Origin of the sequence: Pseudomonas sp. BO3-4 (assembly GCF_034044115.1) — a bacterium.
In the GTDB taxonomy this organism is placed as follows: Bacteria; Pseudomonadota; Gammaproteobacteria; order Pseudomonadales; family Pseudomonadaceae; genus Aquipseudomonas; species Aquipseudomonas alloputida.
Map to the genome: position 1 here is coordinate 5,348,229 of NZ_CP139018.1, position 13,624 is coordinate 5,361,852.

General features: G+C 62.9%; 12 protein-coding genes. 7 read left to right on the top strand and 5 right to left on the bottom strand.

Going from position 1 to position 13,624, the window contains the following annotated elements:
* Positions 1-86 precede the first annotated feature (86 nt).
* Together REH59_RS24620 and REH59_RS24625 are read left to right on the top strand one after the other, a co-directional pair.
* Entirely contained in the window at positions 87-794 is a 708-nt protein-coding gene (locus tag REH59_RS24620) for an autoinducer binding domain-containing protein (protein ID WP_014859447.1), read from the top strand.
* Between the two features lie 96 nt (positions 795-890).
* A complete protein-coding gene (locus tag REH59_RS24625; protein WP_014859448.1) occupies positions 891-2,015 on the top strand; it encodes a methyltransferase in 1,125 nt (374 codons plus the stop codon).
* A 105-nt stretch (positions 2,016-2,120) separates the two neighbouring features.
* On the opposite strand, the gene REH59_RS24630 is transcribed toward REH59_RS24625, so the two are convergent.
* From REH59_RS24630 to REH59_RS24640, 3 genes are read right to left on the bottom strand one after another with little or no spacing between them, the layout of a single operon-like run.
* Positions 2,121-2,276: a DUF2474 domain-containing protein gene (locus REH59_RS24630; protein ID WP_003251614.1), complete on the bottom strand. Its 156-nt coding sequence runs from the start codon at positions 2,274-2,276 to the stop codon at positions 2,121-2,123.
* 9 nt (positions 2,277-2,285) lie between these two features.
* Entirely contained in the window at positions 2,286-3,293 is a 1,008-nt protein-coding gene (gene cydB, locus REH59_RS24635) for a cytochrome d ubiquinol oxidase subunit II (protein WP_003251612.1), read from the bottom strand.
* 3 nt (positions 3,294-3,296) lie between these two features.
* A complete protein-coding gene (locus REH59_RS24640) occupies positions 3,297-4,733 on the bottom strand; it encodes a cytochrome ubiquinol oxidase subunit I (RefSeq protein WP_010955309.1) in 1,437 nt (478 codons plus the stop codon).
* 343 nt (positions 4,734-5,076) lie between these two features.
* Here REH59_RS24640 and REH59_RS24645 point away from each other — a divergent pair, with 343 nt between their 5' ends.
* From REH59_RS24645 to trmA, 3 genes are all read left to right on the top strand, one after another.
* The gene (locus REH59_RS24645; RefSeq protein WP_003251608.1) at positions 5,077-6,297 is read left to right on the top strand and encodes an MFS transporter; all 1,221 of its coding nucleotides are present in this window, start codon (positions 5,077-5,079) and stop codon (positions 6,295-6,297) included.
* Positions 6,298-6,526: 229 nt separating this feature from the next.
* Positions 6,527-7,822, top strand: a complete 1,296-nt coding sequence (locus REH59_RS24650; protein ID WP_003251606.1) for an NCS2 family permease — start codon at positions 6,527-6,529, stop codon at positions 7,820-7,822.
* Positions 7,819-8,904: a tRNA (uridine(54)-C5)-methyltransferase TrmA gene (gene trmA, locus REH59_RS24655; RefSeq protein ID WP_014859449.1), complete on the top strand. Its 1,086-nt coding sequence runs from the start codon at positions 7,819-7,821 to the stop codon at positions 8,902-8,904. The genes REH59_RS24650 and trmA overlap by 4 nt, the downstream gene beginning before the upstream one ends.
* A gap of 188 nt (positions 8,905-9,092) precedes the next feature.
* Here the strand turns inward: trmA and pcaG are convergent, their stop codons facing one another.
* Both pcaG and pcaH read right to left on the bottom strand, forming a co-directional pair.
* Entirely contained in the window at positions 9,093-9,698 is a 606-nt protein-coding gene (pcaG, locus tag REH59_RS24660) for a protocatechuate 3,4-dioxygenase subunit alpha (RefSeq protein WP_003251601.1), read from the bottom strand.
* Positions 9,699-9,708: 10 nt separating this feature from the next.
* Positions 9,709-10,428 carry a protocatechuate 3,4-dioxygenase subunit beta gene (gene pcaH, locus REH59_RS24665; RefSeq protein ID WP_003251597.1) on the bottom strand — a complete coding sequence of 240 codons (720 nt, stop codon included), beginning with the start codon at positions 10,426-10,428 and terminating at the stop codon, positions 9,709-9,711.
* 199 nt (positions 10,429-10,627) lie between these two features.
* Between pcaH and REH59_RS24670 the strand changes: the two genes are divergently transcribed.
* The gene (locus REH59_RS24670) at positions 10,628-11,518 is read left to right on the top strand and encodes a neutral zinc metallopeptidase (protein ID WP_003251596.1); all 891 of its coding nucleotides are present in this window, start codon (positions 10,628-10,630) and stop codon (positions 11,516-11,518) included.
* Between the two features lie 123 nt (positions 11,519-11,641).
* Positions 11,642-13,609: a methyl-accepting chemotaxis protein gene (locus tag REH59_RS24675; protein ID WP_370626823.1), complete on the top strand. Its 1,968-nt coding sequence runs from the start codon at positions 11,642-11,644 to the stop codon at positions 13,607-13,609.
* Positions 13,610-13,624 lie beyond the last annotated feature (15 nt).

Below are 13,624 nucleotides of genomic sequence, written 5' to 3' on the forward strand. Positions count from 1 at the left end.
AATCCCAACAGGATGGTAGGTCTTTTCCTACAATCATCCGGGTACTCAAACGGATTGGATCCTGCGCGCCCCAAGGAGTGTTTCAAATGCTTCACTGGAAACCCGAGTATCTTCAGGCGTTCGTCAGCGAACGCAGCCCGCAGAAGCTATTCGACATCGCAGTCCATCTGGCTCAGGACCTGGACATGGATTACCTTGGGCTGAACATCCGCATTCAGATCGCTACGCAAACGCCAAGGCTATACCTCTACAGCAACTACCCAAGTGAGTGGATCGAGCGCTACCAGCGCGACGACTTCTACAAGCAAGACGCGGCGGCGAACCTGAGCCACAGCTCGACGATGCCGGTGCTGTGGACCGATGAGCTTTACAAGGAAGCCCCGCAATTTCGCGAAATGGCCTGCCTGCATGGCTTGCGCCACGGCTGGACACAGTCGCTTCACGATCAGCAGCACAACGAAAGCCAGATCAGTGTCGCTCGGCCAAACGGCCCCATCGATGAGGTCGAACTGTACGACAAAGCCGGGAGCGTGCAGTGGCTGTGCCACGCCCTCCACGCGGTACTGGGCGAGCACCATCTGAACGCGCTATGCCCACCCCAACCGAAAATGAGCGAGCGCGAACTGGAGGTGCTGAAATGGTCTGCCGCCGGCAAGACCGCTGCCGATGTTGCCTCCATCCTCTCGCTGTCGCAAAGCACGGTCAATTTCCATATCCGCAGCGTGATCACCAAGACCAACGCAGCCAACAAGGCCGGAGCCATTGCCATTGCCGCCTTGCGTGGCTGGATCTGATCTTCGAACCTGCGACCTCGGGCAAAGCCCTGTAGAATCGCCCGGCAAAGCCCGGCGCGAACCGCAACGGGCAGTTTCGTACCCGAGCCAGACGCCATGCCCCTGTTGACCACCCCCTATGCCGAACTCGACCTGATCCGCCAGCCGGAGCAGGCCAACGACCCGTTGCAGGCCTTCGATGCCGCCGACGAGTACCTGCTTGCGCAGCTACACGATCAGGCACCCGACGCCAATTGCCGGGTATTGGTGCTCAATGACAGCTTCGGTGCCCTGGCCGCCAGCCTGGCGGGCCAGCTGCAGGTGGTCAGCAGCGGTGACTCGCACCTGGGGCACCTGGCCCTGGAAAAGAACCTGGCGCGCAATGGCCTGCCGTTCGACAGTGTGCCGTTCGTACCGGCCAGCGAACACTGGCAAGGCCCCTTCGACCGGGTGCTGGTGCGTGTACCCAAGACCCTGGCCCTGCTGGAAGAACAACTTATCCGCCTGCAAGGCCAGTTGGCACCCGGTGCGCAGGTGATTGCCGGGGCGATGATCAAGCACCTGCCGCGGGCGGCCGGCGACCTGATGGAAAAGTACATCGGCCCCGTACAGGCTTCGCTGGCCCTGAAAAAGGCCCGTTTGCTGACAGCAACGGTTGCCGAGCGGCCGCTCGCCAAGTCCCCCTACCCCAGCTGCTACCGCCTCGACGTGCCGGCACTTGACTTGGTCAACCACGCCAACGTGTTCTGCCGTGAAGGCCTGGATATCGGGACGCGGGCGTTCCTCCCGCATCTACCACGCGACCTTGGCCGTGCGCGGGTGGCAGACCTGGGCTGCGGCAACGGCGTACTCGCGATCGCCAGCGCCCTGGCCAACCCGGATGCCGAGTACACCCTGGTCGACGAGTCGTACATGGCAGTGCAATCGGCGCAGGAGAACTGGCTGGCAGCGTTGGGCGAGCGCCCGGCGACCTTCTTCGCGGCCGATGGCCTGGCCGGGCTGGAGAAGCAGTCGCTGGACGTGGTGCTGTGCAACCCGCCGTTCCATCAACAGCAGGTAGTGGGCGATTTCCTCGCCTGGCGCATGTTCCAGCAGGCGCGTGAAGCGCTGGTGGTAGGTGGGGCGCTGTACATCGTGGGTAACCGGCACCTGGGCTATCACAGCAAGCTGGCGCGGTTGTTCCGGGGGGTGGAGCAGGTGGCGGCAACGCCCAAGTTCGTCATTCTGAAAGCCCGCAAGTAAGCGCGCCACCGCCCCCGTAGGAGCGGGCTTGCCCGCGAACACCGGCAACGCCGGTGCCATCTAGCGCGTTGCCTGCTTCGCGGGCAAGCCCGCTGCCGCTCTTTATCAATGTGTGGTCAGCCCCGCCGCCCCCATGAACAGCCGCATCACCCAGGCCGCCACACCCAGCGCTGCGACGCTCATTGCCCAGATCAGCAACAGCCAACCCAGTCGCTGCCACAGCGGTTTCTTGTCTTCCAAACCATGTTTGCCAGCCATCATGCGGCCCTCCTAGTGGTAGCCGTCTTCGTGGGTGACCTTGCCGCGGAACACATAGTAGCTCCAGAAGGTATACATCAGGATAAACGGCAGGATGAACAGGGTACCCACCAGCATGAAGCCCTGGCTTTGCGGTGGCGCTGCGGCATCCCAGATCGAAATCGACGGCGGGATGATGTTAGGCCACAGGCTGATTCCCAAGCCGCTGTAGCCAAGGAAGATCAGTACCAGCGTGAGCAGGAACGGCGTGTAGTGCGCGTTGCGTGCCACCGCTTTGAGCAACCCGTAGAAGGTCACCAGCACCAGCAGCGGCACCGGCATGAACCAGATCAGGTTGGGCATGCTGAACCAGCGGTCGGCAATCTGCGGGTAGGCGATGGGCGTCCACAGGCTGACGATACCGATCACCACCAGCAGCACCAGCGCCAGCGGCCGGGCCATATCGTGCATCTTCTGCTGCAGCGGCCCTTCGGTCTTCATGATCAGCCAGGTGCAACCCAGCAAGGTGTAGGCCACGATCAACCCCAGCCCGCAGAACAGGCTGAATGGGGTCAACCAGTCCAGGGTGCCACCGGCAAAATGCCGGTCGACCACCTTGAACCCCTCCAGGAACGCGCCCAACGCCACGCCCTGGAAGAAGGTGGCGATCAGCGAACCCCAGATAAAAGCCTTGTCCCAGATGTGCCGCTTGTCGGCCTTGGCCTTGAAGCGGAACTCGAAGGCCACGCCTCGAAAAATCAGGCCGATCAGCATCAGGATCAGGGGCAGGTACAGGGCCTCGAGGACCACGGCATATGCCATCGGGAAGGCACCGAACAGTCCGGCACCGCCCAGGATCAACCAGGTTTCGTTGCCGTCCCATACCGGCGCGACAGTGTTCATCATGACATCACGGTCCTGCTCGCCCTTGACGAAGGGGAAGAGCATGCCGATCCCCAGGTCGAATCCGTCCATCACCACGTACATCATGACGCCGAAGATGATGATCACGGCCCAGATCAGTGGAAGGTCGATACCCATGGTTCAGTTCCCCTCGTTCAGGCTGGCAGAGGTGGCCTCGCGGCCATCATCGGCGGCGGACAAAGGCCGTGCCGGCGTGCGTTTCTGGCCTGGGCCTCCCGGTGTGTGCTCGTCACCCTCGCCGGTCTGCGGCCCTTTGCGTACCAGGCGCATCATGTAGCCAAGGCCGGTGCCAAACAGGGCGAAGTACACCACCACGAACGCCACAAGGGTGAAGCCGAGCTGGGCGTAGCTGTGGTTGGAAACACCGTCCGCCGTGCGCATCAGGCCGTACACCACCCAGGGCTGGCGGCCAATTTCGGTGGTGAACCACCCGGCCAGCAGCGCGACCAGCCCCGATGGGCCCATCCACAGGGCCACATGCAGGAACGGGCGCGAACTGTACAGCGTGCCGCGTTTGCGCAACCACAGGCTCCACAGGCCAACGAAGATCATCAGGAAACCAAGCCCGACCATGATCCGGAACGACCAGAACACAATGGTCGAATTAGGCCGGTCCTCGGGCGGGAACTCCTTCATCGCCGGCACCTGCTTGTCCAGGCTGTGAGTCAGGATCAGGCTGCCGAGCGCCGGGATCTCGATCTTGAACCGGGTAGTCTCGGCCTCCATGTCGGGAATGCCGAACAGGATCAGCGGAGTCGGCTCACCGGGCACGTTCTCCCAGTGGCCTTCGATCGCGGCAATTTTCACCGGCTGGTGCTTGAGGGTATTGAGGCCGTGGAAATCGCCGATCACTGCCTGAATCGGGGCGACGATCAGTGCCATCCACATGGCCATCGACAGCATCTTGCGCACGGCCGGGTTGTCACGCCCGCGCAGCAGGTGCCAGGCCGCCGAGGCACCGACGAAGAACGCGGTGGACACGAACGCGGCAGTGGCCATGTGCATCAGGCGGTAGGGGAAGGAGGGGTTGAACACCACCGCAAACCAGTCCACCGGCACCACCCGACCATCGATGATCTCGTGACCTTGCGGGGTTTGCATCCAGCTGTTCGAGGCGAGAATCCAGAAGGTCGAGACCAGCGTACCGAGCGCTACCATCACCGTGGAGAAGAAGTGCAGACCACGGCCGACGCGGTTCCAGCCAAACAGCATGACGCCCAGGAAGCCGGCTTCGAGGAAGAACGCAGTCAGTACTTCGTAGGTGAGCAGCGGGCCGGTGACGGCGCCGGCAAAGTCGGAGAAGCGGCTCCAGTTGGTGCCGAACTGGTAGGCCATGACCAGGCCGGAGACGACGCCCATGCCGAAGTTGACGGCGAAGATCTTCGACCAGAAGTGATAGAGGTCACGGTAGACCTGGTTGTGGGTCCGCAGCCATAGGCCTTCGAGGACTGCCAGGTAGCTGGCCAGGCCAATGGTGATGGCCGGGAACAGGATGTGGAACGACACGGTAAAGGCAAACTGCATTCGGGCGAGCTCTAAGGCTTCTATTCCGAACATGGTGCTTCCTCTTCAGATAATCCGGCGGCCGGGCTTGTGGCCCCGTCGCCCACTGCCCCCACTGGGTCGAGTACGGCGTGTTTGAATTGTTCTGTTCGATCGCAGGGATTCCGGCCAGGCGGCCATTTCATTGATCTGGAACGATTGACCCAGATCAATTAATGCTAGGAAGCATAGTCCCGAATGGCCCGGTGGGCCGTGTGGTGGATTGCCGCGTGACCTGTTGCCTCACCCTCTTTAATTAACAGTGGAAAAGTGCCGACCCGAGCAAACAGTAACCGTTTGTTACAAACAGGTGATACGCTGCGCACCCCCTCTACTGCGCCGAGGCCCCTGGTTTCCGATGTCCGATTCCGCACCGCAGTTGTTGCGTCACCATCGTCCTTTTTTGGCCTTCTGGCTGGCCCGCGTGTTCACCGCCAGCGGCTTCCAGATGCTCACCGTGGCCATCGGCTGGCACCTCTACCAATTGACCGGCAACGTCCTGGACCTGGGCCTGGTCGGCCTGGTCGAGTTCGCCCCACGGGTGCTGTTCATGCTGCACACCGGCCATGTCGCCGACCGCTATGACAGGCGCAAGGTCGCCGCCCTGTGCCAGAGCCTTCAGGGGCTGATTGCCCTGGCGCTGGCGGTGGGCAGTGCCACCGACAACGTCACCCGCGAACTGATCTTTGCCCTGGCCTTCCTGCTCGGCGCCACCCGCTCATTCGAAATGCCGGCAACCCAGGCGCTGCTGCCCAACGTGGTACCGGCCGGGCTGTTCCCGCGGGCAGTGGCGGCGTCGGCCTCGGCCACCCAGTCGGCGACCATCGTGGCGCCGGCGGTGGGCGGCTTTCTGTATGCCTTTGGCAGCATGTGGGTGTATGGCCCGACGGTGGCCCTGTACGCCATTGCCTGCGTGCTGACCCTGAGCCTGCAGGCGCACGGCCAGGTCGCCCAGCGCGGACGCGCCAGCATCGAATCGCTGCTGGCTGGCATCCGTTTCATTCGCAGCCGGCCCGACATCCTCGGCGCCATCTCGCTGGACCTGTTCGCCGTATTGTTGGGCGGGGCCACCGCGTTGCTGCCGGTATTTGCCAAAGACATCCTGCTGACCGGTCCGATGGGGCTTGGCCTGTTGCGCTCGGCGCCAGCGGTGGGGGCTTTGCTGATGTCGCTCTGGCTGGCGCGCTTCCCGTTCCAGCGCAACGTCGGGCGGACGATGTTCACTGCGGTCGGCGTGTTCGGCGTGGCAACCATCGCCTTCGGCCTGTCGACCTCGTTCTGGTTCTCGCTGGCGGTACTGGTGGTACTGGGTGCGGCAGACATGATCAGCATGGTCATTCGCAGTTCGTTCGTGCAGCTGGAGACACCGGATGAAATGCGTGGGCGGGTGAGCGCAGTGAACGGCTTGTTCATCGGTGCCTCGAACCAGCTCGGTGAGTTCGAATCGGGGGTGACCGCGCACTGGTTTGGTACAGTGCCGGCGGTAGTGCTGGGCGGGGTGGGCACCTTGGTGGTGACCGGGGTGTGGATAAAACTGTTCCCTACCCTGGCCAAGCGGGATCGGTTGCATAACGGGTAATGCGTCACCCGTGCCGGCCTGTTCGCGGGCAAGCCCGCGCCTGCAGGGGACGTTACCCGCGCAGGGCCAGAAAAACCCATTCCCCAACGGCCATAGGCCCCCGCCATGCATGCTGGTATCATGCGCGGCTTTTTTCCTCCCCACACAAAACCACAGCATCCGGTACGGTCTGTGCTTTGCTGATGGGGTCGATACATTCATGGCGCCGGGGGCGCCTTGGGGAGCGGGCATGCTGGAAAGGCTGTTTCAACTAAGAGCACACAACACCAACGTGCGCACCGAGATTCTCGCGGGCGTCACCACCTTCCTGGCCATGGCCTACATCCTGTTCGTCAACCCGAGCATCCTCGGCGAGACCGGCATGGACAAAGGCGCGATCTTCGTTGCCACCTGCCTGGCAGCGGCCATCGGCTCCGCCACCATGGGCCTGATTGCCAACTACCCGATCGCCCTGGCACCGGGCATGGGCCTGAACGCATTCTTCACCTACACCGTGGTGCTGCACATGGGCCACACCTGGCAGGTGGCACTGGGAGCCGTGTTCCTGTCGGCGGTGATGTTCTTCCTGCTGTCGATCTTCCGCATCCGCGAGTGGATCGTGAACAGCATCCCGCTGCCGCTGCGTTCGGCGATTGCCGCGGGGATCGGCCTGTTCCTGGCATTGATCGCCCTGCATAACGCCGGCATCGTCGTCGATAACCCAGCCACTTTGGTGGGCATGGGCGACCTCAAGCAGCCGTCGGTGATTCTCGCCACACTGGGTTTCTTCCTGATCGTCGGCCTTGAGTCGCTAAAAGTGCGCGGCGCGGTGCTGATCGGCATCCTGGCCGTCACCGTCGCGTCGATCGCCATGGGCGTCACGCCGTTCGGCGGGATCGTGTCGATGCCACCTTCACTGGCACCCACCTTCCTGCAGCTGGACATCGCCGGTGCCCTCGATGTGGGCCTGATCAGCGTGATCTTCGCGTTCCTGTTCGTCGACCTGTTCGACAACTCCGGCACCCTGATCGCCGTGGCCAAGCGCGCCGGCCTGATGGGCAAGGACGGCCACATGCCGAAGATGGGCCGCGCCCTGATCGCCGACAGCACCGCCGCCATGGCCGGCTCCCTGCTGGGCACCTCGACCACCACCAGCTATATCGAGTCCGCTGCGGGCGTGAGCGCCGGTGGCCGCACCGGCCTGACGGCCATCGTGGTTGCTGTGCTGTTCCTGCTGGCGCTGTTCTTCGCCCCACTGGCCGGTAGCGTGCCCGCCTTCGCCACCGCTCCAGCGCTGCTGTTCGTCGCCGTGCTGATGGCCTCGGGCCTGGCGGAAATAAACTGGGACGACGTCACCGAAGCCGCACCGGTGGTGGTAACTGCCTTGGCCATGCCGCTGACGTACTCGATCGCCAATGGTATCGCCTTCGGCTTCATCGCCTGGACCGCCGTCAAACTGATTTCCGGCCGCCGTCGCGACCTGAACCCGGCCCTGGTGATCCTTTCCATCCTGTTCGTCATCAAGCTAGGCTGGTTCAACGCATGAGTGCTGCTTTCGACCCCTCCTCCTACGCCACCCAACTGGACGCCAAGGTGGTCCGGCTGCGCGAGCTGCTGGCACCGTTCGGCGCGCCGGAACCGGCTGTTTTCGACTCACCGCGCGAGCATTACCGCCTGCGCGCCGAGTTCCGCCTGTGGCGCGAGGATGGCCAGCGCCACTACGCCATGTTCGCCCCAGGCGAGAAGCACAAGGCAATCCTGATCGACGATTTCCCCATTGCCAGCGAACGCATCAACGCGTTGATGCCACGCCTGAAGGCAGCCTGGCAGGCCAGCGAAGAACTGGGCAACCGCCTGTTCCAGGTGGAGTTCCTCACCACCCTGGCTGGCGATGCGATGATCACGATGTGCTATCACCGCCCGCTGGACGAGGCCTGGGAAGTGGAAGCACGGCAACTGGCTGAAGCGCTGGGGGTGAGCGTCATCGGCCGTTCCAAGGGCAAGCGCCTGGTTATCGGCCGCGACTACGCGGTGGAAAAACTCGATGTGGCTGGCCGCGTGTTCAGTTACCGCCAGCCGGAGGGTGCGTTCACTCAGCCCAACGGCGCAGTGAACCAGAAGATGCTCAGCTGGGCCTTCGAGGCCATGGGCGAGCGTGAGGATGACTTGCTGGAACTGTATTGCGGCAACGGCAACTTCACCCTGCCGCTGGCCACGCGTGTACGCCAGGTGCTGGCCACCGAAATCAGCAAGACGTCGGTCAATGCCGCACTGAGCAACCTTGACGAAAACGCTGTGGATAACGTGCGGCTGGTACGCTTGTCGGCAGAGGAGCTGACCCAGGCACTGAATGAGGTGCGGCCGTTCCGTCGCCTGGAAGGCATCGACCTGAAGAGTTATCAGTTCGGTACCGTGTTCGTCGACCCACCGCGGGCAGGGATGGACCCGGATACCTGCGAGCTGACCCGGCGTTTCGAACGCATCCTGTACATCTCGTGCAACCCGGAAACGCTGGCAGCGAACATTGCCCAGTTGCAGGACACCCACCGCATCGAGCGCTGTGCATTGTTTGACCAGTTCCCGTATACCCACCATATGGAGAGTGGGGTTCTGCTGGTTCGGCGCTGATCGTTGTATTGCCGGGGCTGCTTTGCAGCCCATTCGCGGGCAAGCCCGCTCCTACATTGATCGGCGTACAGCCCGTTGCTCGGCGTACAGCCCATTGTTCGGCGTACGGCCCATTGCTCGGCGTACGCAGATCGTTGTAGGAGCGGGCTTGCCCGCGAATGGGCCGCAGAGCGGCCCCAAGCGTCACCTCAGAAGTCGAAGAAAACGGTCTCCCCTTCCCCCTGAATACGGATATCAAAGCGGTACGCCGTCTTCCCATCCACTTCGCAACGCTTGGCAATCAAGGTTTCACGCCGCTGCGGCTGCTCGATCAGGTTGAGCACCGGGCACTTGGCATTGGCCTGGGCCTCATCATCGAAATACAGGCGCGTGTGCAGGTGGATGTTGATGCCACGGGCAAACAGGCTGATGTTGATGTGCGGCGCCATCGGCACGCCCGCAGCGTTGTTCACCACACCCGGCTTGACCGTATGCAGCGTCCACTCACCGGCATCGAAGGTCGTGGCGGTGCGGCCGAAGCTGTTGAAGGCGTTTTCCAGGTTGTAGGCATCCTGGTACTCGCCGTTAGCGTCGGCCTGCCACACTTCCAGGAACGAGTCGCGCACCAGGTGGCCGTTACCGTCATACACCTGGCCGAGCAGCAGAATGTGCTCGCCTGGTGCGTCTGGCTTGGCCAGGCGGTTCCAGATTTCCTGATCGCGGGTCGGGTTGCCGGCCGCTTCCAGGGCCAGGCCGATGTGCACATAGGGGCCGGCAGTCTGCGAAGGGGTTTCCGGCAGCAGTTCGATTGGCATGGCGGGGTCCTCAGCAGTTTTCGAAGTGGGTCTTGCGCTGGCCGCGCAGCACGATGTCGAAGCGGTAGGCCAGGCAGTCCATCGGGTTGGCGTTGCTCATGTCGAGCTTGGCGATCAACTGCTGCACAGCTTGCGGGTTGGCGATCGACTTGACGATCGGGCACATCGGAATCAGCGGGTCACCTTCGAAGTACAGCTGGGTGATCAACTTGGTGGCGATCGATGGGCCGCTGATGGCGAAGTGGATATGCGCCGGGCGCCAGTCGTTCGGGCCGTTGCGCCACGGGTACGGGCCCGGCTTGATGGTGCGGAAGCTGTAGTAGCCGTCGCGGTCGGTCAGGCACCGGCCAACACCACCGAAGTTCGGGTCCAGCGGCGCCAGGTAGCGGTCGTTCTTGTGGCGATAGCGGCCGCCGGCGTTGGCTTGCCACATCTCCACCAAGGTGTTCGGCACAGGCTTGCCGTACTGGTCGACGACACGGCCGGCAACGATGATGCGCTCGCCGATTGGCAGGCCACCGTTATTGAAGTTCAGCAGCAGGTCATGGTCATGGGCGCCGAAGCCCAGGTGGGAAAAATCCGGACCAGTGGTTTCGCTGATCGACTGCGGAATACTGACCAGTGCCTGGCGCGGCGAGCGGGCAATGGACGTCTTGTAGTCAGGCGTAAGGGCTTTGGGGTGCCAGTTGCGATCACGGATCACGAAGCGGCTGTTGTCCTGGGCGGGCATGCCGGTTTCCTCTCTTGGAATTATGAGAACGCCTGAGTGTGGCAGGCGGACTTACAGTTTCCGGCAGGTCGCGGACGATGAACATTGAAATCGACCCCTTGATACATAACCAAATGGTTATGGATAAACACCTCGGCCTGACAGGTTCCACCTTCGTGAACTAATCTTTGTCTTCTTGTTTCACGCTCGGAGAGCATTCATGGAATGGCGAAAAGGCCGACGCAGCGACAACGTGGTCGATGCCCGAGGCGAAGGTGGCGGCGGCGGCATGCGTTTCGGCGGCGGCAAGGGGCTGGGGCTTGGGGCAATCCTGCTGATCGTCGGCATCGGCTGGCTCACCGGGCAGGACCCGTTGCAGATTCTTGGCCAGCTTGCCGGGCAGATGGAGCAGCAACAACAGCAGACGGCGCCCAGTGGTGCGGGCGGCAAGGCGCCACCGGCCAACGACCAGCAAGCCGAGTTCGTCGCCTCGGTTCTGGGTGACACCGAAGACACCTGGAAAGCCCTGTTCGCCGAGGCCGGCAAACAATACCGTGACCCCAAACTGGTCCTGTTCAGCGGCCAGGTCAATTCGGCCTGCGGATTTGCCTCGGCAGCGGTTGGGCCGTTCTATTGCCCGGCGGACCAGCGGGTGTACCTGGACATGTCGTTCTTCCGTGAAATGGAAACCCGCTTCGCTGCAGCTGGCGACTTCGCCCAGGCCTACGTGATCGCCCATGAAATCGGTCACCATGTGCAGACACTGCTGGGCGTTTCGGCCAAGGTCGACGCCGCACGACGCGCCGGCCAGCGCATGGAGGGCGACAACGGCCTGTTGGTGCGCCAGGAGTTGCAGGCCGACTGTCTGGCCGGGGTATGGGCCTACCAGGCGCAGAAACGCCTGAACTGGCTGGAGCCAGGCGATGTCGAGGAAGCGCTGAATGCGGCCAATGCCATTGGCGACGACCGCCTGCAGCAGCAAAGCCGCGGGCGCGTAGTGCCAGACTCGTTCACCCACGGTACCTCGGCGCAGCGGGTGCGCTGGTTCAAGGCCGGGTTTGCCGAAGGTGAAGTGAACCGCTGCGACACCTTCAGTGCACGTACCCTCTGATACCCGGTGCAACAGGGACCGAGTGAGACCGCTTGCTGACATTTTGCTGAAAAAGCGTTTCAGCTTCCCCAATCATGGCCGATAACCCCTGCACGAATCAGCGGGCATCCAGAACAAAAACGCCTGGCGATCGAAGATCAAGAGAGCGAAATCAACTTCTGGAGAGCGTGCATGAACAGCTGGTTCGCCAACATCAGCGTCAACCTTAAACTCGGCCTGGGCTTCGGCCTGGTGCTGGTCCTCACTGGCCTGCTGGCCCTCACCGGCTGGACCAGCCTGGGCAGCCTGATCGACCGTAGCAACTGGATGGGCGATATTGGCCAGTTGAACAAGGACCTCACCGATCTGCGCATTGCGCGCCTGCAGTACATGATCGCCAACGGCGACGATACCGCCGCCGCCAACACCCTGGCCAAGCTGGACGCATTCAGCAAGCAGCAGGCCTACCTGGCCACCACCTTCAAAAGCCCGGAGAACGTCAAGCTGCTGGGTGAGCTTGGCGATACCATCAGCGCCTACAAGCTGTCGCTGAACAAGATGCGCCAGGGCTACGACGCCACCCGCGCAGCGCGCGTTTCCATGAACAGCTCGGCCATCCGCGCCGACCAGGCCATGGATGCGCTCAGCCAGGAGGTGATGGCTCGCCCCGAGGCTGACAGTGCGCGCCTGGCCCAGTACCAGCTGATCAGCAAGGCCCGCCAGCAATTGCTGCAGGTACGCATCGATGTGCGTGGCTACATCGCCGAGAACAGCAGCGCCAACGAGCAGGCCGCCCTGCGCCAGCTGGATGCGGCACTGGCCGATATCGACAACCTCAAGCGCCAGCTGCCTAGCGAAGACGCGCGCCTGCAACAGTTCGAAAACGCAGTACTGGCCTATCGTGACGCCGTACGCCAGTTCCGCGACGCGGTTGCCAACATCACCACCTCGCGCGCCGAAATGACCGTGCAGGGTGCCGACATCGTCAAGCGCAGCGACGCGTTGTACCAGATCCAGCTAGAGCGCCGTGACATCGAGAGTACCCAGGCCCGCAGCCTGCAGGCCATCGCCACACTGCTGGCGCTGCTGGTCGGCGTGCTGGCGGCGGTGCTGATCACCCGCCAGATCACCCGCCCGTTGCAAGACACCCTGGTGGCCGTGGAAAAAATCGCCAGTGGCGACCTTACCCAGCACATGCGCGTCACCCGCCGTGACGAACTGGGCGTGCTGCAGCAAGGCATCGCGCGCATGGGCACCACCCTGCGCGAGCTGATCAGCGGCATCCGCGATGGCGTCACCCAGATTGCCAGCGCCGCCGAAGAGCTGTCGGCAGTCACCGAACAGACCAGCGCGGGCGCCAACAGCCAGAAAGTCGAGACCGACCAGGTGGCCACCGCCATGCACGAAATGGCCGCTACCGTTCAGGAAGTGGCGCGCAATGCCGAGCAGGCCTCACATGCAGCTACAGGTGCCGATGACGAAGCCCGTGCCGGCGACCGCGTGGTGGGCGAAGCGATTGGCCAGATCGAACGCCTGGCCGAAGACATGCACCGCTCCACCGAGGCCATGAACCTGCTGCAGCAGGAAAGCCAGAAAATTGGTAGCGTGATGGACGTGATCAAGTCGGTGGCCGAACAGACCAACCTGCTGGCGCTCAACGCAGCGATCGAGGCAGCGCGTGCCGGCGAGGCAGGCCGTGGCTTTGCCGTGGTTGCCGACGAAGTGCGCGGCCTGGCCCAGCGCACGCAGAAGTCTACCGAAGAAATCGAAGAGCTGATTGCCAGCCTGCAGCACGGTACTCAGCAAGTGGCGAATGCCATGCAGGGCAGCCGTACCCTGACCGACAGCAGCGTCGAACTGGCGCGAAAGGCCGGGTCATCGCTGGAGAGCATTACCAGTACGGTATCGAGCATCCAGTCGATGAACCAGCAGATTGCTGCGGCGGCAGAGCAGCAGAGTGCGGTGGCTGAAGAGATCAGCCGAAGCATCCTGAATGTGCGTGATGTGTCAGAGCAAACCGCAGCAGCCAGTGACGAGACGGCAGCGTCGAGTGTGGAGCTGGCGCGGTTGGGTGGGCAGTTGCAGACACTGGTCAGCCAGTTCCGCGTCTGACCTTTGGAACCTGGG